This is a genomic window from Trichocoleus sp. DQ-A2 (assembly GCF_039961915.1).
GTDB lineage: Bacteria > Cyanobacteriota > Cyanobacteriia > Cyanobacteriales > FACHB-T130 > FACHB-T130.
Window position 1 is genome coordinate 61,711 of the sequence record NZ_JAMPKD010000019.1, and the last position, 24,269, is coordinate 85,979.

Annotated in this window: 13 protein-coding genes; 8 read left to right on the forward strand and 5 right to left on the reverse strand. The window is 48.4% G+C overall.

What is annotated here, in order from left to right; all coding sequences use genetic code 11:
- Positions 1-500 precede the first annotated feature (500 nt).
- Together NC997_RS18885 and NC997_RS18890 are read left to right on the forward strand one after the other, a co-directional pair.
- Positions 501-5,615: a hypothetical protein gene (locus tag NC997_RS18885; protein ID WP_190526126.1), complete on the forward strand. Its 5,115-nt coding sequence runs from the start codon at positions 501-503 to the stop codon at positions 5,613-5,615.
- A 229-nt stretch (positions 5,616-5,844) separates the two neighbouring features.
- Entirely contained in the window at positions 5,845-6,990 is a 1,146-nt protein-coding gene (locus tag NC997_RS18890) for an ABC transporter ATP-binding protein (RefSeq protein WP_190410340.1), read from the forward strand.
- A 14-nt stretch (positions 6,991-7,004) separates the two neighbouring features.
- Here NC997_RS18890 and wecB read toward each other — a convergent pair whose 3' ends face one another.
- A complete protein-coding gene (gene wecB / locus NC997_RS18895) occupies positions 7,005-8,123 on the reverse strand; it encodes a UDP-N-acetylglucosamine 2-epimerase (non-hydrolyzing) (RefSeq protein WP_190410339.1) in 1,119 nt (372 codons plus the stop codon).
- Between the two features lie 159 nt (positions 8,124-8,282).
- The gene (locus NC997_RS18900) at positions 8,283-8,657 is read right to left on the reverse strand and encodes a hypothetical protein (RefSeq protein ID WP_190410337.1); all 375 of its coding nucleotides are present in this window, start codon (positions 8,655-8,657) and stop codon (positions 8,283-8,285) included.
- Between the two features lie 635 nt (positions 8,658-9,292).
- On the opposite strand from NC997_RS18900, the gene NC997_RS18905 reads away from it, so the two are divergent.
- Positions 9,293-10,684: a type IV pilus twitching motility protein PilT gene (locus tag NC997_RS18905; RefSeq protein ID WP_190526128.1), complete on the forward strand. Its 1,392-nt coding sequence runs from the start codon at positions 9,293-9,295 to the stop codon at positions 10,682-10,684.
- Positions 10,685-10,714: 30 nt separating this feature from the next.
- Positions 10,715-11,497, forward strand: a complete 783-nt coding sequence (locus tag NC997_RS18910) for a circadian clock KaiB family protein (protein WP_190437783.1) — start codon at positions 10,715-10,717, stop codon at positions 11,495-11,497.
- A gap of 143 nt (positions 11,498-11,640) precedes the next feature.
- Here the strand turns inward: NC997_RS18910 and NC997_RS18915 are convergent, their stop codons facing one another.
- Together NC997_RS18915 and NC997_RS18920 are read right to left on the reverse strand one after the other, a co-directional pair.
- Positions 11,641-13,164: a thioredoxin-like domain-containing protein gene (locus NC997_RS18915; RefSeq protein ID WP_190526179.1), complete on the reverse strand. Its 1,524-nt coding sequence runs from the start codon at positions 13,162-13,164 to the stop codon at positions 11,641-11,643.
- Between the two features lie 248 nt (positions 13,165-13,412).
- Entirely contained in the window at positions 13,413-15,215 is a 1,803-nt protein-coding gene (locus NC997_RS18920; RefSeq protein WP_190526130.1) for a hypothetical protein, read from the reverse strand.
- Positions 15,216-15,686: 471 nt separating this feature from the next.
- On the opposite strand from NC997_RS18920, the gene psaA reads away from it, so the two are divergent.
- The 3 genes from psaA to NC997_RS18935 all read left to right on the forward strand — a co-directional run bounded on the left by psaA (position 15,687) and on the right by NC997_RS18935 (position 21,179).
- Positions 15,687-17,945, forward strand: coding sequence for a photosystem I core protein PsaA (gene psaA / locus NC997_RS18925; RefSeq protein ID WP_190410333.1), 2,259 nt, complete (start codon positions 15,687-15,689; stop codon positions 17,943-17,945).
- Between the two features lie 81 nt (positions 17,946-18,026).
- Entirely contained in the window at positions 18,027-20,240 is a 2,214-nt protein-coding gene (gene psaB / locus NC997_RS18930; protein ID WP_190410332.1) for a photosystem I core protein PsaB, read from the forward strand.
- A gap of 144 nt (positions 20,241-20,384) precedes the next feature.
- A complete protein-coding gene (locus NC997_RS18935; RefSeq protein ID WP_190526132.1) occupies positions 20,385-21,179 on the forward strand; it encodes a class I SAM-dependent methyltransferase in 795 nt (264 codons plus the stop codon).
- Between the two features lie 85 nt (positions 21,180-21,264).
- Here the strand turns inward: NC997_RS18935 and NC997_RS18940 are convergent, their stop codons facing one another.
- Positions 21,265-22,857, reverse strand: a complete 1,593-nt coding sequence (locus NC997_RS18940; RefSeq protein WP_199306110.1) for a BamA/TamA family outer membrane protein — start codon at positions 22,855-22,857, stop codon at positions 21,265-21,267.
- 150 nt (positions 22,858-23,007) lie between these two features.
- On the opposite strand from NC997_RS18940, the gene NC997_RS18945 reads away from it, so the two are divergent.
- Positions 23,008-24,258 (forward strand): GNAT family N-acetyltransferase, encoded by a 1,251-nt coding sequence (locus NC997_RS18945; RefSeq protein WP_199306111.1) that lies wholly within the window; start codon positions 23,008-23,010, stop codon positions 24,256-24,258.
- Positions 24,259-24,269 lie beyond the last annotated feature (11 nt).

Sequence of the window (24,269 nt, forward strand, 5' to 3'; positions counted from 1 at the left end):
ATTTTCTTTTATCAGAAAAATCGTTTATTCTCTGATAACTACATAATAAGATGTGAGTTGCCGAAACAGCCGTCAAGAACCTCTGCTAAAGGGGGAGTTGCGAACCAACCAGGTTCGCAAACCATTCCTGGATGCCAGTGTTGGGAGCAATACCGAAAATTCCTGCTGGGTACGCAGTTCCAGATGGTTCCCTATCTGGATTCTTTATAAGACTCTTGGCTTAAGCCACTACGAAAAGAGACATCTTGGCAGAAATGAGTGGAGGAACTCATTTTAATCAACGATTTCTGGGAATTATAAAACTCACGTATAACAAAGCTGCCTGACGATAATTCTGGCGAATTATCAGTCAATTGCAAATGCAAAACCTAAGCAGCTCCGAAGCCGGTTCATCTGATTAAAAATAGTATTTGTGCCTATTCGTTTTTAAAATACCGCTACTGCTAAAGCATTGGCAGAGGAATATTGTCTATCGAACGCGCAGGCCAAACGTAGAAGCAATGACCGATCTGAGCCGACCAGAAGAGGCAGATGCATACAACCAACGCTCATTAAAGACGCTCTTGAGAGCGATCGCCCTTTCTCAGGGGCAATTCTCGCTAATTTTGGTGCGCTGCAACTATAGCTTGTTGCAACAGCGGATGGTGCAGCAGGTACGGGAACAAAATCCGTTTCCCGTGCGCGAGGTGATATTAGCAGATTCGGTCAAGACGCTTTACAACCCCATCTTGGAAGCGCTGGAAGAGCCAGGGAATACGTCTCGACAAACAGAAATATTGTCCGCCGCGATGATCTTAGGGCTGGAGTCGGTAATCGCTCTCGATCAGCTGCTGACCTCAACCAATCAAGTACGCGATGAATTTCGCGCTCAGTTTCCTTTCCCCCTCGTGTTGTGGCTCTCCGACGCGGTGCTACAAAAGCTGATTCGGTTTGCGCCAGATTTCAAAAGCTGGGCAGCTTCTTCGATCCGGTTTGTGATGTCAGGGGATGAGTTAATCGAATTATTGCGGCAGAAAGCGGACTCTCTATTTGCCAGAGAGCTAGATTCTAGCAATTTTGAGTTGTTGCACCATTCCGCTCTCGATTTAGTTGTTGGTTCCCAGCATCGCCTAGAACTGGAGTCGGCCTTAACAGATTTGCGGCGTCGCGGGCAACAATTGGAGCCTCAACTACAGGCAAGTCTCGAATTTGTGCGGGGGCGCAATGACTACGCTACCGATCAAATCCAGTCAAGCATTGCCCATTATCAACGAAGTCTGGCTTATTTCAGGACTGAAGACTCAGAACTGTTAGCAAAGCGCCACGAAGTACGGACTGGGGAAAACATCAGAAATGAGGGTCAAGAGGCAAGCACCACGATTTCCGATTCTCTGTGTGTCGTTAGTCCTCAGCACTCAGTCCTAAAAGTGGGTTTGCTGCTGTTTCACTTGGGGCAATGCTATACCCGTTTGGCTAACTTGCGACCGGAAATGAGCCGCCAGCACTGGAAGCAAGCGAGAGATTATTTTCAGCAGTGCATTGAAGTTTTTGAGGAAGCTCAACGTCCAGAACTGGTTGCTAAGTTTATTTCATTCCTTTGTGAAGTGTTGCGGCGTTTGGAAGCGTGGGCGGATTTGCAGGAGCTGGCAGAAAAAGCTTTGATCCTGCATCAAACTTATGATGCAAACCTCCAGCAGGCTCAAGATTTTGGCTTTCTGGCGGAGGTGGCGCTTAACCAGTCCAATTGGATAGAAGCGTATCAGCAAGCGACTCTGGCACTTTCAACGCTGGCGGAAGAAACGTTCCAGACAACTTCTGCCTCAATCCCGCAATCTCAGTACGAAAGTTTATATTTGTTGCTGCTGGCACAGTCTCAGAAACATTTGGGACAGCGGCAAGCTGCCGCCGCGATTCAAAACTTGGAACAGGCGCTCAACAAGTGTAACCATCAGTACGATCCCCATTTATGTTTGCGGATTCTCAAGGCACTGCGATCGCTCTACTTTCAGCAGGGTGATTATCTGCAAGCCTTTCAACTGAAGCAAGAGCAGCGTTCCCTGGAGCATCAATACGGGTTCCGTTCTTTTACAGGTGCCGGACGCCTACAGCCTTACCGGCAGGCTCTGAACCCAGGCGTCACATCTGGAGGAGATATGCGCTTGGGAGGGTCGATTCCCCAGGAAATTGCTGCTTCTGGTCGGCAGCAGGATGTCACTCGCCTCATTGACCGGATTGGCCGCAATGACTACAAATTGATTGTGATTCACGGTCCTTCTGGAGTTGGTAAAAGCTCAATTATCACTGCTGGTTTAGTTCCAGCACTCCAGCTCAAAAGCATCGGCGCACGTGATGTTTTACCTGTCGTTATCGAAGTTTATAAAGATTGGGTAGGGACGCTGGCAAGACAATTATCGAAGGAACTCAGAGTCAGAAACCAGGAATCAGAACTCCCTTTAGAGGAGGAAGACGCCCAACACCTTCCCGTCCCGATCGCGTCCGGACAGGAGTCAGAAGATAGCAGCGAAGTGAGAACGGGCGGAGAAACTTTATCTTTACAGGAAATCTTAGAAGAAAGCGATCGCGCTGAAGAAATGCCAATGTCTGCGGTTCCGCCGACACTACTTGCTGCCAACCTCCTAGAACAGTTGCGACACAATAGCGATCGCAATCTGTTAACCGTTCTGATTTTTGACCAGTTTGAAGAATTCTTTTTCGTCTGTACTAATCCAGCGATGCGGCGGCAGTTTTATGAATTTTTGCGCGACTGCCTCAACATTCCCTTTGTAAAAGTTATTTTGTCTCTGCGAGAAGACTATCTGCATTATTTACTAGAGTGCGAACGACTCCAGTATTTAGATGTCATAAATAACGACATTTTAAACCAAGATATTCGCTACTATTTGGGGAATTTTTCTAAGCCGGATGCGCGGCAGATTGTTAAAAGCTTAACCGAACGCTCTCCATTTTTTTATTTAGAGCCACAGTTAATTAATCGGTTAGTGGAAGATTTGGCTGAAGAACTGGGAGAGGTGCGCCCCATTGAATTGCAATTAGTGGGTGCCCAATTGCAGGAAGAAGAAGACAAAATCACCACGATGCAACAGTATCAGCAATTGGGAGCGAATCCGAAAGCCGAACTGGTTGAGCGATTTCTGAAAAAAGTCATTGCTGATTGTGGTATCGAAAATGAAGCTTTGGCTTGGAACGTTTTATTTTTATTGACGAACGAGAAAGGAACGCGACCCCTGAAGACGAAGCAAGAGCTGGCAACCGTATTGCAGCTTGAGGCGGAAAGAGCAGTGGGCGGGGAAATGCCTCTACTAGACTTAATTTTAGAAATTCTTGTAGGATCTGGTTTGGTTTTCGTAATTTGGGAAGGGTCAGAAGCCCGTTACCAATTGGTTCATGATTATCTAGTCGATCGGATTCGTCAAAAATCCGATCTGAACTTGAAAGCCCAATTAGCACAAAGTGAGGAAAAGCTGTATCAGGCACGGAAACAACAATTGCGAACGATTGGCGTCGGCATTATGATGACAATCCTGGCAGTTTCTGCCGGGGGATTTGCGCTGCGAGCCGAAGCTCAAAGAAAGCTGGCAGCGATCGCGCAAACCAATGCTCAACTCACCGCCCTAAGTGCTTCTTCCGAAACGCTCTTTGTCTCCTACAAAGAATTTGATGCCTTAATTGAAGCCTTGAGGGCAGGGAAAAGCCTTGAAAGTGCAGTTGGGGTAGAACCCGATACCCAAATGCGCGTCGTTACGGCGATGCAGCAGGCAATCTACGGAGTACAAGAACGCAATCGCTTGGAAGGACATCGTGATGTCGTTTGGAGCGTCAGCTTTAGCCCCGATGGTCAGACAATTGCCTCTGCCAGCGTCGATAAAACGGTAAAACTTTGGCGGCGCGATGGCAAGATCCTGAAAACCTTGTCAGGTCATCGTGAGAGCGTCACCAGCGTCAGTTTTAGCCCTAACGGTCGCCTCTTAGCTTCGACTGGTTCTGACAAGACAATAAAACTTTGGCAAACAGACGGTACTTTACTAAGAACGATTGACAAAGCACACGGTAGTTTGGTTAATCACGTCAGCTTTAGCCCAAACGGTCAAATATTAGTTTCGGCAAGCGATGACAAAACGGTAAAGCTTTGGAACTATCGCACCGGCAAGTTGCTGAAAACATTGAAACACAACGGAAAAGTTACCAGCGCCACTTTTAGCCCGGATGGTCGATTTTTAGCATCGGCGAGTGACGACAAAACAGTGACAATCTGGAACATGGCTTCCATGACGGTCGAGCAACCCTACAAAATCCTCAAGGGACATACTGGCAAAGTAACCAACCTCAATTTCAGTCCCGATAAGCAGTTGTTAGCTTCAGCAAGCGATGACAAAACAGTCAGGCTTTGGAACTACCAAACTGGACAAACGATCCGAGTTCTTCAGGGACACAGTGACTGGGTGTTTGGAGCGAGTTTTAGTCCGAATAGCCAGATGATTGCCTCTGCCAGTAATGACAATACAATGAGACTCTGGCATCGCAACGGGAAGCTGCTGAAAATCCTGCGGGGACATAGTGATGGGGTGACAAGTGTTAGTTTTAGCTCCGATGGTCAGACGATTGCTTCTAGTAGTTACGATAAAACTGTCAAATTCTGGCGACTTAATGATATGTCGCGCACTGTTTTAAGAGGACATACGGATCAGATATATGATGTGAGTTTCAGTCCCGATGGTCAGATGGCTGCCTCTGCCAGTCAAGATAATTCAGTGAAGTTGTGGGACAGAAGCGGTTCTTTGATCGCTACGTTGAATGGACATAAAGATCGGGTAAATAGCGTGAGTTTTAGCCCCGACTCTCAGTTAATTGCTTCTGCTTCTCGTGACAAGACGTTGAAACTCTGGAATCGCTCGGGTACGCTTCTCAACCCCCTGAATGAGCCAAATAAGCACAGCGATTGGGTTTTGGATGTGGCGTTTAGTCCCAATGCCAAAATGATTGCTTCTGCTTCTCGTGATAAGACGGTAAAACTTTGGGATACTTCGGGCAATTTGATTAAAACTTTAACTGGGCATCGCGATCGCGTTAATGCAGTGGCTTTTAGCCCCGACGGGGAATTACTGGCGACTGCTAGCGACGATCATACGGTCAAACTCTGGACTGCCGAGGGAAAATATCTGCAAACCTTACCGGGACATAGTGGTTGGGTTTTGGATGTCGCTTTTAGCCCGGATAGTCAGCTAATCGCATCCGCGAGTTATGACAATACGGTTAAACTTTGGCGGCGCGATGGTTCTTTATATCGAACTTTGAAAGGGCATACGGATAGCGTTGCTCACGTTAGTTTTAGCCCGGATGGTCAAATTCTAGCCACGACGACCTGGGAAAACACGGTGCAATTGTGGCGACTGGATGACACGTTAATTAAAACGCTCCCAGGTCATAGCGATCGCGTTACCAGTGTGAGTTTCAGTCCAGATGGCAAGATTCTTGCTTCTGCCAGTAAGGACAAAACCGTGATGTTGTGGAATCTGGATCTCGATAATCTGCTGGCACGCAGTTGTAGTTGGGTGCAGGACTATTTAGAAAACAATCCCAAAGTCCGAGAAAGCGATCGCCTACTTTGTGATAATTAGTGGTTTTGGGTCATTCTATGATGAACCGCGTTGGCGAAGAGAGCGCCAAGGAAGAAAAATGAAAGAAGTTTATAAATAAATGAGAATTGCTAAATAACAAGCTGAAATGCTTAATGAGTAAGAGTTTTGGTGTACCCCACGCGAACGAAGATTGCTAGAGGAACGTGGGCAGTAGAAACTAGGGCTTTGAACTATAAACTAATGACTAATTGACTCATCTCTAACAACAATGGCAAACGTTCGCTTAGAAGGAATTACCCGAAAATTTAATAATGCTACTGCGATTGAGGATATTTCCTTCGAGGTGCCGGATGGGCAGTTCTGGGTGATGGTGGGACCTTCCGGTTGTGGCAAATCCACGATTTTGCGGACAATTGCGGGTTTGGACACGCAAAGTAGCGGCAATCTCTACATTGGGAATGTCCTGATGAATGAGATTCCTGCTAGGGCAAGAGATGTGGCGATGGTGTTCCAAAATTACGCCCTCTACCCGCACATGACCGTTGCTAAAAATTTAGCTTTTGGTCTACGGATGCGTGGAACTGACGCGAAAACGATGCAGGAACGAGTAGAGACGGTCGCGCGATCGCTCGATATCGCCCATCTCCTCGACCGCAAACCCAAGCAGCTATCGGGGGGACAACAGCAACGGGTGGCATTAGGGAGAGCGATCGCTCGTCAACCCCAAGTATTCTTATTAGATGAACCCCTCTCTAACCTAGATGCCCAGCTGCGAGACGATACCAGGGCAGAACTCAAGCAATTACACCAACAAGTGGGAATTACCACGATCTACGTCACTCACGATCAGGTAGAGGCGATGACCCTAGCGGATCGAATTGTGGTACTCAATCGCGGTCGGATTCAACAAATTGGCGACCCGCAAACAATTTATGCGCGACCGGCAAATTTGATGGTTGCTACATTCTTAGGCAATCCACCGATGAATATTCTCCACGCGACTTATACGGGTGAAGTTTTTCAGGTGGGGGATCAGGCTTTATCTTGTCCTCCAGCGCTTCAGGACAAGTTGCAACTCAGACAGGGACAGGGCATAGAGTTAGGGATTCGCCCAGAGCATATAACAACTAAAAATGAAAAATTAAAGATTAAAAACGAACAAGAACCCGAAGCCTTTGGTCGGGACGGGGTCTTGCCTCTACAGCACTCACTGCTGATGGTTGAGGTGAAGGTTGTAGAACCGCTGGGACGGGAGACACTGATTCGGGCGAATTTACCGGCGTCTGGGGTACCGATCAATATCCAGGCAGCTTCAGATTGGCGGGGTCATTCCGGCGATCGCATTTCTGTACAGCTCGACCTCAACCAGTTATTTGTCTTTGACCCCACCACGGGCGATGCTCTGTTTCCTTAAGAATTCGCGACTTGTTAACAGCTTTGGAAATGTTTCTCAACAACTTGCAATATTCTCTCAGCAGAACGACCATCGCCAAAGGGATTAATTGCCGTTGCCATTGCTTGATAAGCACTGCGATCGCTGAGGAGTTCTGTTGCCGCTGCAAGAATTTGATTGGGTTCTGTTCCTACTAATTTTGCAGTTCCCGCTGCTACCGCCTCTGGTCGTTCGGTGGTTTCTCTCAATACCAGTACCGGCTTCCCCAAACTCGGTGCTTCCTCCTGCAATCCTCCAGAATCAGTCAATACCAAATAACAGCGTTGAATCGCCCCCACCAGTTCGGCGTAATCTAACGGTTCTGTTAAGAAGATTCTGGGATGATTACCGAGAAGTTCTTGTAGCGGTTCTCTCACAGTCGGGTTGCGATGGAGCGGCAACAGTAATGCAGTATCCGAAAATTTATCTAATATTTGGAGAAATCCCTCCGCAATTCCCCGCAGGGGTTCTCCCCAGTTCTCGCGTCGGTGGACTGTTGCCAGTAGCGTGCGATATCCACTCCAGTCCAAACCGGGAATCGGGCAATCCGGCTGACTTTTCGCCACGGTTAATAAAGCATCGATGACTGTATTCCCAGTGTGGTGAACTTCGCCAGTGACGCCAGAACGTTGCAGATTTTCTACCGCTAGGGTTGTGGGGGCAAAATGCAGCTGAGTTAGCTGAGAAATTAATCGCCGATTGGCTTCTTCTGGGTAAGGATTAAAAAGCTCGTCGGTGCGTAATCCTGCTTCTACATGACCGACCGGAATTTTTTGATAAAACGCTGCTAAAGCTGCTGCAAAGGCTGTGGTTGTATCTCCTTGAACTACTACCAAATGAGGCTGTAACTGTTTAAATACAGTTTCCAATCCTCGCAAACTACGACAAGTAATATCTGTCAGAGTTTGTTGATGTTGCATAATTTCTAAATTTTGGTCGGCATTCAGCCCAAATAGCTGCATGACTTGCTCGACCATCTCTCGATGTTGACCCGTCAATATTACGTGAGTTTGAAAAGTTAGCGATTCCTGAAACTGTTGGATAACAGGTGCTAGCTTAATGGCTTCCGGACGGGTTCCCAGTGTGATGCAAACTTTGATAGGAGATGGCGGCATGGAAATTTAGCTTAATTGGGAATAATCGGGACAGACGCGCGATCGCACTTCTCTTCCCATCCTACGCTTGCCATTTTCCTACGAAAAGACCCGGCAGGTGCCGGGTCGCAGAACTCTTGCAGACAATAGACTAACTTATTAAAAGCGTTCACAGGCCATTCAAGAATCTAGATCGCAGGTTAGTGGGCAAGCTGCATAGACAGAAGTATGTAGCGGATTGGCTTCACCATGCAGCCAGTGCAACCAACGAACTTCTTGAGGATTAACACCCTTCAGCGTTAGCAATGCCGCACCAGCGACAACTGCCAAAATATTCCCGCCAATTAAAGCTCCAGCGACCAACAAAACTGCGCTAACCGGCAGTACAGATTGTAAAGCGATCGCTAACAAAGCGCCAACCGTAACCATCAAAACAACTAAGGGGAAACCCACCACCAGCAAGCAAACCCCTAAAGTAAAAGTCCAGATCAAAAAGCTCTTGACCATAGACAATGAATACACTTTTGCCAAACCTTGATTGTGACTTAATTGCACGATTTTTTCTCCTGATAGTCAAAGAACAAATTTATATGCGGAAAATGACTTTTAATCGATCCCCTAGTATCGACTAAGTGAAAATCAGTATAGTTAATCCTTTTCTTTAGATGAGCCGTTCTTAACCAAAATTTACAGTCAATCCAGAAGATTTATGGATGCGAAACTTTTCCAAATGCTCTATATTAGACTGCCTTATAAAACGACCATCATCCAAAAGATAGAAATTTGAAGAGGTTCTAGGTTTCAGTCTTTTCCACCAATCGAGCAATTTTGTAGCCCAAGCAGTGGCAGAGCGAAACAACCAAACCCGCTTTCAGTACGCTTAACATATCTTATAACTTTCAACGGGTATTCTCATAAACCAGCTCATCTAGGGCTAACGGGTAAACCGCCGCCAGACGGCTAAGTTGCCACTGCTGCTGTTTTGAGCTGGTAAGAGAATTTTTGGCGTTGAATGTTAGCGAACCAAAAGTTTTGGGAAAACTAGGAATAGGAGTTTTTAAGGCTCCTCAAATAAAAGCTGTGGCGTGTTCCACCGAATCGCTTTGCATCTTAAAAGAACGTATTCGCGGGCTATCCTTAGCTTTTTTTGTAACGATTCCTACAAATTTTCAATCAGTGGTAGTTGAAAGATGACAGAACCGCAGCGTCCGCCCATGTCACCACCGCCTCCACCCCGCGTTCCCCCACCACCCCCGCCAGGAATGCGACCTCCGGCTAGGGATACAGCTGCCACCGTTTCCACTCAGCAGCAGCCCATGCAAACGATGCAGATGACTGCGCCGCCCTCTCCCCATGCAGCGGCAAGTGCAGGGGCAGCTTCTGTATCTCCTCCACCGAAAGCGGCTCCTCCAGCAGCGGGGACAGGAGTTCGATCCCCTGCTACAGCTGCTTCGGCAGCATCAGCAACAGCAGCAACGGTGGTGGCTCGAACGGCTGTAAGGGGACCAGGTCCTAGTCCCGGACAGCCCACCTTAAAGGAAATCGTCGTTAAAGCTCATGAAAACGGAATTTCCGACATTCATGCAGGTGTCGGTGAAATTCCTCGCTACCGCAAACGGGGCGACATGGAGATGACCGATTATCCGCAGACGGATGAAGCGACATTCATGAGCTGGTTGCGAGAGGTGATGACTGACGCTCAGATTCGAGAATTTGAAGAGCGCTTAGACTTTGACGGCGTTACCCAGTATGAATTCTCTCGCGCCCGGATTAACGTGTTTGGTTCGATGCGCGGTCCAGCGATGGTGATGCGATTGATTCCAAACAATATTCTGACTTTGGAGCAACTGCGGTTGCCAGAGGTGTTTAAGGATATTTCCCATTACCATAAGGGATTGATTTTGGTCACAGGTCCAACGGGTTCGGGTAAATCCACCACGATGGCTGCCATGATTGACTACATCAATAAGGAGATGGCAAAGCACATCATCACGATTGAAGACCCGATTGAGTTTGTTCATACGAGTCGCAAGTCGCTGATTAAGCACCGGGAAGTAGGGTTGAACACGTTGAAGTTCGACAATGCGCTGAAAGCTGCGTTGCGGGAAGATCCCGATCTGATTCTGGTCGGGGAAATGCGAGATAAAGAAACGGTTAACACTGCTCTCAAAGCGGCGCAAACGGGTCACTTAGTGATGGGGACGCTGCACACCAATAGCGCTGTGAAAACGATTGAGCGGATTCTCAATCTCTACTCAGCAGAAGAGCAGCATTCGATGAAGATAGCGATCGCTGAATCTCTGGTGGCGATCATTTCTCAAGGATTGTGCAAAACGACCGATGGCAAACGTGCGGCTTTCCACGACATCCTGATTAATACCGAAGCAATCAAGGACTACATTAAGGAGGGTAAATACGAAGATATTACCGGAATCATGCTAGGCTCCAGCTTTGACGGCATGATGACAATGAACAAAGCTCTCCTCGACCTCTACCATGAGGGTCGAATCACCGAAGAGACTGCTCTGGAAATGTCGCCCACTCCAAACGAGATGGCTCAGTTCCTCCGAGGTCGGGTGTAACAATTAAAAATGTAAAATTAAAAATTAAAAATGGAAGAAGGGTTTCTTCTTTCATTTTTATTATTTTGGCGCTTTTTCTTGACTCAAGATCCACTCTCTCTTCCCCAGCTCTTTAAAGGTATTGCCCTGTTTACGCCAGGGGGAGACTTAATTTATTGCATCGATCCCAATAAGCAGAGCCACTGGCACCTACATCTGTGTGCTGGACTTCAAGAAATGCTGGGATTACCCGAACCTCCCCATTTTTTGGTGCCAGCTTATACCGCGACGATCGATCGGTGGCTCGATCCTTACACCCAGCAGTTACGAATTGCCGCTGAGGTTTATTTGCCGGTACGACGGCATCAGGCATTGCTGAATGGGATTTTCCAGAATAGCAACTTGCAAAATTGGCAAGTTGCTCCTTGGCCTTCAGAATTAGGCGATCCTATCGTATTAGAAACTTATCGTCACCAATTTCCCCAACTTTGGGAAAATCACGATTTGATTGTGCGCTTGGAACGCACGGGTTTCCAGCCTTCATTCCGCCCAGTTTCGACGCCTGGGTACGTCCTGCGCCTGTTTGTTTCCGGTCATAATGGCTCTACCGAACACACTCTCCAAAGCCTGCATCAGTTGTTAGAGCAATCTCTGGGTCATCCTTACACTTTGAAAGTGATTGACATTTTCAAACATCCAGAACAGGCGGAGTCAAATCATATCTCTGCTACACCCACCCTTGTTAGAGTTTGGCCTGAACCTGTGCGACGGATTGTGGGAGATTTAGACAATATTGAGAGAGTCTTGCAGGTACTTGGGGCTGTAGATTACTGAGTAGAGGCACACGAGTGCCGTGTAATACTATTTCACCTGAAGGTCGCTACAAATATATTGCTGGAAGTGGCTGCTGACAAAATGCGATCGCTATAAGTCTTCTACAATCCAAAATCTAAACTCTCCATGTCTCGCCTCTTATTTTAATCAGCGGTAGGAATACAGACGTCTGGCGCACACAACCCAGCAAATTTCAAGGTTATCACTTCCATTGTGGCGACATCGACACGACGGATAGCATGGTTATTAGTATCGGCAATGTATAAATGAGAGCCAATCGCACTCACTCCTGATGGCTCAAAAAATTGACTGCTGGTGCCTTGTCCATCTTTGTTTCCTGCCGTCCCATCCCCCAAAACTGTGTTACAAATCCCGGTCTTCGGGTCAACTCGCTTAATTTTGTGGTTGTAGCTATCAGCGACCCAGAGGTAATTCTGAGCGTATTCAACGCCTAAACAATGCTGGAGTCGAACCTCAAAGCCTTTACCATCAATATCCCCAAACCCAAATAGCTCACCACTGCCACAAATTGTTCGCACCTGAACCTTTTCACCCAATCCAATGCCACGGATTGAGCTAATTTCGCTGTCGGCAACGTATAACTCTTGTCCGTCGGTGGTAATGCCGCTGGGTTGAGAAAAGGCAGATTCGTCTAAATTTCCATCAACGCATGATTCTGCTCCAATCCCTGCGTAGGTACCAATGATGCCGTTTTCCATCTGCATTTCCCAGATTTGGTGGACTCCTGCCATCGCAATAAACAAGCGATTTCCTACTTTTTCTAAATCCCAAGGAGAATTGAGCGGAGTTTCTCGTGCCGTACCCGTGTAGGAGCGAAGGTGATGGCTTTGTTCGCCAGTACCGGCAATTGTTTCAACCTTTTGATTCTTTAGATCGATCTGTCGCAGGGTATGATTTTCGGTATCGGCAACATAGAGAATGTCATTTTCTGCGTCGAGTGCCATACCTTGGGGAGCGAAAAATTGGGCATCTGTAAAGGAACCATCGGTTAAGCCTTGTTTGCCAGTGCCAACAATCTGTAACACTTGACCGGCAAGGGTAGCGATCGCAATCCGGTGATGTCCGGAGTCGGCGATGAACAGGCGATCGCGTGTTTCATCCGCTAACACTTTACCGGGAAAAGCCAGGGGTGTTACCAACGGTTGCCGCTGTTTTTCTAAAGTAAGGCTGAGTTCTTGAAAATTAATCGTTCCTCTCTCTTTGTGTTGTTGAATCAGCGGCAAAATCAGCTTCTCTACGACATCCTGATTTCCTTCCCCAGATACATAGCCGATGACGTAACCTTGGGGGTCAATCATCGTCAAAGTGGGCCATGCACGGACAGCATACTGACTCCAAATAGCAAAATTGCTATCGACGACGACTGGATGCTCAATGTCGTAGCGCAGAACTGCCTGACGAATGTTTTCAACTTCTTTTTCGTTGTCAAATTTGCCGGAGTGGACGCCAATTACCGTGAGGCTGTCTTTGTATTTCTGCTCCAGGTACTTCAACTTTGGCAGGACGTGCAGACAGTTGATGCAGCAATACGTCCAAAAGTCAAGAATTACCACTCTCCCTTTTAATTCACGTAAGGAAAGGGGACGATCTGTATTGAACCAGGTTTGGTTTTGGGGAAATTCTGGCGCTCTAACACGGGGCGTCATCATGTCTCCTTTTTCACTAACCGCGATGGGAACAGAGCGCTCCTCAAGAAGGATGTTGTAAAGCCGATACTGTTCGGTTAAAGATGAATCGGTGGGAATTTTAGATATTTAGAGACGCATTCGCGAAGCAGCACGGTAAGCCTGGGGCTTTCAGAGAATCAATATCCATCTATGCTCCTAGGGGCAAGGACAAAGCCCGTGCCCCTACATCTGTTGTTGAGACCGATTTATGGATTCCTGAGCAATCTCTAAGGCGTTGCAGCTTCCCCTAGCTGAGCATCCTCTGGATTTTCCGCTGTTGGGACTTCTAGTTCCGGTGTTGCCGGTTTTGATTTTTGGAAGAAACGGCTGGGGATATCTGGCTCAGATGGAGCTTGGATAATCCGCAACGGTGGAGCCGCAGCAGGTTTAGGAATCAATACGTCCTTGATATCGGCTTTTGGTTTTGCTTGAGCGAAGGTTGGGGATGATTGAGCTGATTGGGTTGTCTCTTCAGTCTTCTGCTGTACAGAATCTGTTGGCTGAGGCGAGGACGGTGGTTGTAGCAAATCTGGTTGAGCAGGTACTACCTGAAGCGGCTCTTCTGGCGCTGGCGATGGGACTATTTCCGGTAAGGCTGGCGGTAAATTGCGCGTAGGAGTATCAACACCTGCATCTGGACGCCGGAAGCGATTGAAGAATCCGCCTTTGGGTTTCTCTACCTGCTTTGGCGCTGGGGACGCTGGGGGCGTAGATGGAACCGTTTCTACTTCAGGACTTGCTTCTGGACTTGGCGTTATCTCTGGTAAAGTCCCTGGTTGAGGAATCTTTTCTGGGGGTATGGCTAAGGAAGAAGGCTCCTCAATTGCCTCAGGCACTGGCAGTGCAGGTGGTGGGCTAACTGGAGCCTCTGAACGCCGAAAACGATTAAAGAATCCGCCTTGGGGTTTTTCTAACTGTTTTGTCGCTGGGGGTGCCTCGGCTGGCTTGGCTGGCTCAACTTCAGAGGACGTCGGTTCTTCTTTACTCAGCTGCGGCGCTGGTGTTTCTTCAACGGCAGGAGGCGCTAACGGTTCCGGTGTCGGCGTCGGCGTCGGCGTGACAGATGGCTCAGGGGTTGCTGTCGGCACTGGCGTCTTACCACTGTAGTTGGGGTTTACAATCCCGCGAGCAGCAGTCGCCGAGAGTTCCCCGCGTACCAATTTGGCAAGGGAATCTTTGCCTTTCGGTTCGTAGGTAATCAGCCGCACGGTGTTGTTGAAGACGTTTGTGACTGGATTTCCCTGTTCATCTAAAAATTCCAGTTGTACCCAGTTCTTCCCTGAGTTAAAGCCTTTGAGATAAAGGGGTTGCCATCTGTCCATGACAAAGCTTTGACCGTTTACGGTAACGCGAACTCGCCAGTCGGCAATTTCGTCGTCGGGATTGGACTGGGCGACCAAGTGCAGGGGGGCGTTAGTCAGGTAGAAGTCAAGCATGATTGGCTCGGCTCCATAACTGCCCGTGGGGCGGCTATAGGTCAACAGAGGCTGCCCTGGACCGGGGTTGTTGTCCGTTGTCTTGGTGAAAAGGTGAAAGGTTGTTTGGGCGTAAGCACCTTCGTTTTTGAAGCTCTCATGCCAGGGGCGGGAGGCAAAAACTCGCAGGGTGTGAGTTCCGGGAGCTAAATCTTCAAAGACTAGAGGCTGTTCTAAGTCATAAACGGCTTTGTAAGGCTGGTTGTCCAGGATGACATGTAAATGGGGGCCAAGACCGAGTTGGGGGTCTTTGAAGATGGGTAGATCCCGAACTTGGAGCCGCACTGCCACTGTTGTGTCTTGAAGAACTTCATCAGCTTGGGGACTGAGGATGGTGACTTGAGGCTGATAACTCTCCAACGCTGGGCGCAGCTGTTGAATGACCTCGGGGGGAGATACCTCTGAGATTTGCCCAGAGCTTAGAGAAGATGAGGGTTTGGAGGTACCTGATGGGGTCGTCAGGGCGCGATCGCCACAACTGACTAAACTTCCTACCAAAACAGTTGCCATCAGTAACGAAACTATCGTTCTTAGAGGGTTCCACCGGCGATTCATGCCCAACACGCACTCCTACTCCTTCCACGACCAACATCAAAAATCAAGACCTGTCCATAGGGAACTATAGCCCAAAAGCATCAACTACACCCTCGCAATGCCGTGAATTTCAGGCTCTGACAACCCAGAAGACACGGATTTTAAATGAGCTAATCGTTGCGTTTTGTTAACTAAATTTAATCCCTCTTGACTTTTTAACACTAAATATGGAGGTGCAAGCTAAGTTGCATCAATACTTGACCAAATTTGAATTATTGTTAAGTGGCTCGAAATACCCAGTAAACCTAGTCCTATCATCTACAAAGATAGAGGGTGTGGTTTTACAACCCTTCCCTCTCAGCGAACCCTTTAAAACGGGTATTCCATAAATTGGGGAAAGTAGTTCTTCAAAGAGCCTGCTTTCCTACCCATTAAAATCTAATTTTCTAATGGGACAGAACTCGTTCCTTGTCTAGAGAGAGGAGAGTCCTCATGACAATCAGTCCTCCGGAGCGAGAGGAGAAAAAAGTAAGGGTTGTTGTCGATAAAGATCCAGTGCCGACTTCCTTTGAGAAGTGGTCGCAGCCGGGTCATTTTGACCGCACCCTTGCTAGAGGTCCAAAAACCACCACGTGGATTTGGAACCTTCACGCCCTCTCGCATGATTTCGATAGTCATACCAGTGACTTAGAAGACGTATCTCGGAAAATTTTTGCCGCGCACTTTGGTCACTTAGCCGTGATCTTCATCTGGCTAAGCGGTATGTATTTTCATGGCGCTAAGTTTTCAAACTACGAAGCTTGGCTAGCTAATCCTTTAGGCGTCAAGCCTAGCGCTCAAGTCGTTTGGCCTATCGTTGGTCAAGATATTTTGAATGCCGATGTGGGCGGTGGCTTCCACGGGATTCAAATCACCTCTGGCTTGTTCCAGGTTTGGCGGGCAGCTGGCTTCACAAACACATTCCAGCTGTACTGCACTGCCATCGGTGGCTTGGTAGCAGCAGCTCTGATGCTGTTTGCTGGCTGGTTCCACTATCACAAGCGGGCTCCCAAACTGGAATGGTTCCAGAATGTAGAGTCAATGCTAAACCACCACCTAGCTGGGTTGCTGGGTCTGGGGTGCTTGTCTTGGGCCGCTCACCAAATTCACGTGGCGCTGCCCACCAACAAGCTCCTGGATGCAGGAGTTGCCATCAAAGATATTCCGCTGCCTCATGAGTTCATCTTGAACCGTGACTTGATGGCCCAACTGTATCCCAGCTTTAACCAAGGGTTGACGCCATTCTGGACTTTGAACTGGGGCCAGTATGCTGACTTCCTGACGTTCAAAGGCGGTTTAAATCCCCAGACAGGTGGATTGTGGCTGTCAGATACGGCACACCATCACCTAGCCTTGGCAGTACTCTTCCTGATCGCCGGTCATATGTATCGGACGAACTGGGGGATTGGTCACAGCATTAAGGAAATTCTAGAGAACCACAAAGGTCCCTTCACAGGCGACGGTCATAAGGGTCTCTATGAAAACATGACCACATCCTGGCACGCGCAGTTGGGAACCAACCTTGCCATGCTGGGTTCTGTGACCATCATCGTGGCTCACCATATGTACGCGATGCCTCCGTATCCGTACCTTGCCACTGACTACGCTACTCAGTTGTCCATATTCACCCACCACATGTGGATTGGGGCATTCTTGATCGTTGGCGGAGCGGCTCACGCTACCATCTTTATGGTGCGGGATTACGATCCGGTAGTGAACCAGAACAACGTGCTGGATCGGGTGATTCGTCACCGGGATGCAATTATTTCCCACCTCAACTGGGTTTGTATCTTCCTAGGCTTCCACAGCTTTGGCTTGTACATCCACAACGACACGATGAGTGCTTTGGGTCGCCCCCAAGATATGTTCTCGGATACGGCGATTCAGTTGCAGCCGGTGTTTGCTCAGTGGGTGCAAAACCTGCACACTCTGGCTCCTGGTGGCACAGCTCCTAACCAGCTAGAACCAGTAAGTTATGCCTTCGGCGGCGGTATCGTTGCTGTAGGCGGTAAGGTGGCGATGATGCCAATCGCGCTGGGTACGGCGGACTTCATGATCCACCATATTCACGCTTTCCAAATTCACGTCACTGTTCTAATTCTGCTGAAAGGCTTCTTGTTTGCCCGTAGCTCTCGTCTGATTCCAGACAAGATGAATTTGGGCTTCCGCTTCCCTTGCGACGGTCCCGGTCGTGGTGGTACCTGCCAGGTTTCTGGTTGGGACCATGTATTCCTGGGTCTGTTCTGGATGTTCAACACCATTGCGATCGCGGTTTACCACTTCAGCTGGAAAATGCAATCCGATGTGTGGGGCACAGTCAATGCTGATGGAACGGTGGATCATATCACCGCAGGCAACTTTGCGATGAGTGCCATCACTATCAATGGCTGGTTGCGTGATTTTCAATGGGCACAAGCTGCTCAAGTAATTCAGTCTTACGGTACAGCCCTCTCAGCCTACGGTCTGCTGTTCCTGGGCGCTCACTTTGTGTGGGCATTCAGCCTGATGTTCCTATTCAGCGGTCGTGGCTACTGGCAGGAGTTGATTGAGTCGATTGTTTGGGCTCACAATAAGTTGAAGGTTGCCCCTTCTATTCAGCCTCGCGCTCTGAGCATCATTCAGGGTCGGGCCGTTGGGGTAGCTCACTTCCTCCTGGGCGCGATCGTCACGATATGGGCGTTCTTCGAGGCGCGAATCCTTTCAATAGGATGATTTAAGCCTGAGTAACGAGTGCTGAGTAAAGAGTATGATGCTCTGAGTCCTCAGCACTCAGCACTGATAATTGAGGAGACTATGGCGACAAAATTCCCCAAATTTAGCCAAGACCTCGCTCAGGACCCGACTACACGTCGGATCTGGTACGGGATTGCAACGGCTCACGACTTTGAAAGCCATGATGGCATGACGGAAGAAAATCTTTATCAAAAGATTTTCGCTACTCACTTCGGTCATGTGGCAATTATCTTCCTGTGGGCCTCTAGCCTCCTGTTCCACGTCGCCTGGCAAGGTAATTTTGAACAGTGGATTAAAGATCCGTTGAATGTGCGTCCTATCGCTCACGCGATTTGGGACCCCCACTTTGGTCAACCGGCAGTAGATGCCTTTACTCAAGGTGGTGCGACTTTTCCAGTGAATATTGCCTACTCAGGTGTTTACCACTGGTGGTACACCATCGGTATGCGGTCAAATAATGATCTGTACCAAGGTGCAGTGTTCCTGATTGTCCTGTCTGCAGTCTTCTTGTTTGCAGGCTGGCTGCACCTACAGCCCAAGTTCAGTCCTAGCCTTTCTTGGTTCAAGAGTGCCGAGCCTCGGCTGAACCACCACCTGGCAGGTCTGTTTGGCGTTAGCTCCTTGGCTTGGGCAGGTCACTTGATTCACGTTGCGATTCCCGAATCTCGCGGTCAGCACGTAGGTTGGGATAACTTCCTGACAACGCTGCCTCACCCCGCAGGCTTGGGACCGTTCTTCACCGGCAACTGGGGCGTCTACGCTGAGAACCCAGAGGCTGCTGGTCATGTGTTCGGTACCTCTCAAGGTGCAGGAACAGCGATTCTAACGTTCTTGGGTGGCTTCCATCCCCAGACACAATCGCTGTGGCTGACGGATATGGCTCATCACCACTTGGCGATCGCAGTCATCTTCATCATCGCCGGTCATATGTACCGGACTAACTTTGGGATTGGTCACAGCATCAGAGATATGCTGAACGCCAAAAACTTCTTTGGCACCAAGACTGAAGGTCAATTCAACCTACCTCACCAAGGGTTGTACGACACCTACAACAACTCTTTGCACTTCCAGTTGTCTATACACCTGGCAGCGCTGGGAACTGCTACTTCCCTAGTAGCGCAGCACATGTATGCGATGCCTCCCTATGCATTCATCGGGAAGGACTTCACAACTCAAGCAGCGCTCTACACACACCACCAGTACATTGCTGGTTTCCTGATGCTGGGAGCATTTGCCCACGCAGGTATCTTCTGGGTACGTGACTACGATCCAGAACAAAATAGAGGTAACGTCCTCGATCGAGTACTCCAGCATAAAGAAGCGATCATCTCGCACCTGAGCTGGGTCTCCCTATTCCTGGGCTTCCATACCCTGGGTCTGTACGTTCACAACGATGTTGTGGTTGCCTTCGGGACTCCCGAAAAGCAGATTCTGATTGAGCCGGTATTTGCCCAGTTCATTCAGGCTTCTCACGGAAAAGTCCTCTACGGCTTGGATACTCTCCTGTCTAATCCTGATAGCGTTGCCTCAATGGCTGGTGGCCCTTGGCTTCCCGGTTGGCTCGATGCTATCAACAACGGTACGAACTCTCTGTTCTTGACAATTGGCCCTGGCGATTTCTTGGTTCACCACGCATTCGCCCTCGCCATCCACACCACCACCCTGGTTTTGGTCAAGGGTGCGTTGGATGCTCGTGGCTCCAAGCTGATGCCCGATAAAAAGGACTTCGGCTACGCCTTCCCTTGCGACGGACCCGGTCGTGGCGGTACTTGCGAACTCTCCGCGTGGGATTCCTTCTACCTCGCTGCGTTCTGGATGCTGAACACCATTGGTTGGGTAACCTTCTACTGGCATTGGAAGCATCTGGGCATTTGGCAAGGCAACGTGGCTCAGTTCAATGAGTCTTCTACTTACCTCATGGGCTGGCTGCGCGACTACCTCTGGCTGTACTCCGCTCAGTTGATCAACGGGTATAACCCCTACGGCATGAATAACCTGGCGGTTTGGGACTGGATGTTCCTGTTCGGACACCTAGTTTGGGCTACTGGTTTCATGTTCCTGATCTCTTGGCGTGGTTACTGGCAAGAGTTGATCGAAACCCTTGTCTGGGCACACGAGCGCACTCCTCTGGCGAACTTAGTTCGTTGGAAGGACAAGCCGGTTGCTATGTCCATCGTCCAAGGTCGCGTGGTTGGTCTAGCTCACTTTGCAGTTGGCTATGTCTTGACCTACGCCGCCTTCCTGATTGCCTCTACTGCTGGTAAATTTGGTTGATCTCCTGTAGTTCGCTGAATCAATGCATTTTAGGTAATTAAAACAAAATCCCCTGCCTTCTGGTAGGGGATTTTTTTATAAGGTTGTTTTGGCTAAAACTCTCAAGGAAAATGTAGCTTAAAATGGCGAAGTTTTTTATATAAAATGTCTAATAAAATAGCAACTGTGAGTAACTTAAACATTAATGGCATCACCCATGAGCTAATAAAGATTCAAGAGCAAAATAGTAATTGTAGTTTATGGCAATTTAGAAGCTTAGTCAGCGCTAATCAATATCTTCGGCTATATAAAATTTTTTTAAAATATGTTCCTAAAGAAAGTGAAGTATTAGATTGGGGTTGTGGGAACGGTCATTTTTCTTATTTCTTAGTAAAGGCTGGCTATAAAACCTCTGGATTTGCTTTTGAGGACTTTTGTGTTCGGGAAACTCCAAACAGCTCAACTTATGAATTTAGAAAAGGGAGTGCTGAAGATCCAACAGCCATTCCCTATCCAGATAATAAATTCAATGCAATCGTATCTGTAGGGGTTTTAGAGCATGTCAGAGAGACTGGAGGAAATGAAATTACCAGCTTACGGGAAATCTTCCGTTTGCTCCAACCAGGTGGCGTTTTTATCTGTTACCATTTTCCGAATCAGTTTAGTCTGATTGAAGCGATCGCTTCCCGGTTGCCTAACAAATATCATCATCAATATCGTTATACTCGCCAGTCAATCAAAACGCTTTGCCAAGAAACCGGATTTGAGGTTCTAGAAGTCCAGCGTTATGGTTTTCTACCCAGAAATATGTGGGGCGTATTTCCCAAAGCAATCGGAAATTTCCCACTGCTGGCATGGAGCTGGGATTTTTTAGATGACATTTTGGCATATCCTTTCTCTGTAGTCTGTCAAAACTACTTGTTTGTCGCTAGAAAACCCTTGGCAAAATCCTCTGAATGATGATCGCAAGCCTTTGGTAGCAGCGTACAAAGCGATCGCTCTTTTAGGGTGACTTAAACGCGATCGCCCAAATATCCCCTTTCCATCAAAAGCGCTGACCCGTGGTTACTTCAAGTCGGACTTCTCCCTGGTCGCTAATGCCTAAATCGCTGCGAATTAAACCAAACGGGGACTTGATCCGCAATCCTAACCCGTAACCAAAACCACTCCCCGGTTTGCCGCGCAGCAAACCCGGTTGCCCAAGCACCGTGTCACCAGACCCCAAATCTGAGCCGTAGTCAGCAAAGACAACCCCTCCCAGCCACTGCAAAATCGGGAAGCGATATTCGATTGAAGCCAAGGCATAACTGCGACCGCTAGCGACTTTACCAGAACCATAGCCGCGCACAGAATTGAATCCGCCAAGATTAAACGCTTCAGTCGGAGGAAATTCGCCAAGTATTGTCCCAGTTTGCAAATTGAAAGCCACCATTTCTGGATTTTCGGTTTCCCTACCCTTGCCAATCCAGCTGACTGGGACATATTGAATATAATTCGCTCGCACTCGGTTACTCAAAATACTGCCCAATCCAATCGGAATCGACTGTTCCGTGGTGAGGGTTAGCAGCGAACCCTGAGTCGGATTGGAACGGCGATCGCGCCGATCTCTCGCCACACCGAACGACACCGTTACCAAGTCATCAATGCCAGTTTTGCTGACAGATAGCGGATTCCCCAATTCATCCACCCGTGCAATATTGAAATCAGCATCGCGGGTACTAATCCGGGTGTAGTTCAAACCCAACGATCCATCCCAGCCATTAAAAGAACGCAACACCGCCACACCGCCGCCAAATCGTCCTTCCCGTGTACTGTCCCCATTGGGCAACTCGATTTCATCGGTGAAGGTGCGGGAATAATCCCGATTGCGAAACGCTCTAACGCTATATCCCAAGCGGTTTGGCTCCCCAGCCCGATAAGGGCTGGTAAACTGGGTATTAAACTGGACATCCTTACCACTCACCTGAAGTTTGGCAGCTAAGCGATCGTTGACACCGTTGATATTGGCGTCTCGATAGCTTACCGAACCGTAAAGCCCAATGTCGCCGCTATTGCCACCCCCTAATGTGATAGAAGGAAAGCGATTCTCCTGGATGTCGTAGATGATGTTAACCCCGTCGGTGGCTTCCTCCACAACAACATTGACATCCTCAAAAGACTCTAATCGCCTCAATCGCTGCAAGTCTTCCTGAAGCAAATCTTCACGAAATACCTCACCCGTCTTGAGTTTCAGTTCGCCAATAATAAAATCTTTTTTAGTGCGACTGGGTATCGGTCGATTCTGGTCATCGACTGACTCCCCTTTGTTATTAACAAAGCGGATCTGCACATCTTTGACAATTCTGGAGGCAACCTCAGCAGTCTGGACGCCCTCCCCACTGGACACTGGCGGTATCGTTTGTGGCAGATAATCACCGTATTTGGCATCATATTCAACAACAGGAATGGGATTTGCTGTCTGAGCCAATCCTGGCGTCACCTGGGTTACGGCTGGAGTCGCAGCATCCTCAATGGGTGCCGATGTTGCCCTATCGCCCGAAGTCGTCTGTGCAGCGGGTGGGGAGGATGCGATCGCTCCTTTTGTTTCCCAGATTCCCAGCGTTGCCACCATCAAAATTGCAAATGTTTTAAGACCCATAAAATTAGCTTAATCGGCTGGCTACCATTGTGCTTGGCTCATTGGCTTGTATCCTTAGCTAGGACTGGCTTTTGAGGCGGGCAACAGACGGAATCTATTGCAGATATCAAGTGAAATGGTATCAGTAACAACCAAGTAAACGTCAAGGATATGAGTATTCAACAGGCATTTAACACAGCAGCAACTGAGTACGACAAGCTCCGACGCACCCTGATTCCCTGTTTTGATGACTTTTACCAAACAGCCATTCAGGTTATCCCATTTGACCGCACAGCAGCCCTAAACGTTCTCGATTTAGGTGCAGGGACGGGACTTTACTCAGGCATGGTTCAGGCAGTGTTTCCGAATGCTGAATTTACACTGCTGGATCTCGCGACTGAGATGTTAGAGCAGGCAAAGGCTCGATTCCAGCAGATGGGAAAATCTCCTAAAATCTGGATTGGAGACTACGTTAAGACAGATTTGAGCGATTCCTATGACCTGATTATCTCCGGCTTATCGATTCATCATCTGTCTGATTCCGAGAAGCAGCATCTTTATCAGCGGATTTATGATGCCCTCAAACCTGGAGGGATGTTTATCAACGCCGATCAAGTTTTAGGCAGAACACCCCAACTGGAGCAATTTTATCAACAACAATGGCTGAATACCGTGCGCGATCGCGGGATCTCCGAAGAACATCTCCACGCCGCTCAACATCGGATGACCTACGATCGTCTAGCATCTCTCGACGCTCAACTGCAATGGCTGGAAGCAGCCGGTTTTCAGAACGTGGACTGCTGGTATAAGCATTACAGCTTTGTCGTGTTTGGTGGATCTCGTTCTGCTCAGTCGGAGTCAGAGATACAACCACCCACAATTCAAACACAACGGTTAACGCTCCGTCCTTTCACCTTGGCAGATGCTCCTCATGTGCAACGCTTCGCCAGCGCTCGCGAAATTGCTGATACAACACTAATTCCTCATCCTTACGAAGATGGGATGGCTCAAGCGTGGATTAAGGCTCATTCGGCAGCATTTAAGGCAAAGAAAGCCATCACGCAAGCGATCGCACTCCGGGAAACTGGAGAACTCTGTGGGACGGTTAATCTGATGATTGATGCCAAACAGAACAATGCGGAGATCGGTTACTGGATTGGCAAGCCCTACTGGGGACAAGGCTACTGTACTGAAGCAGCAAAAGCTCTACTGCAATATGGCTTCGAGGTACTTAAATTGCACCGCATTCATGGGGCGCACTTTTCGCGCAATCCAGGCTCGGGACGAGTCATGCAAAAACTTGGGATGCAGTATGAGGGATGTCGCCGTCAACATTTACGGAAAGGAGAAACCTTTGAAGATATCGAACAATACGGCATATTGAAAAGTGATTGGCAGCAAATGATTGGTCAAAATTACTAACTGCTTACCTA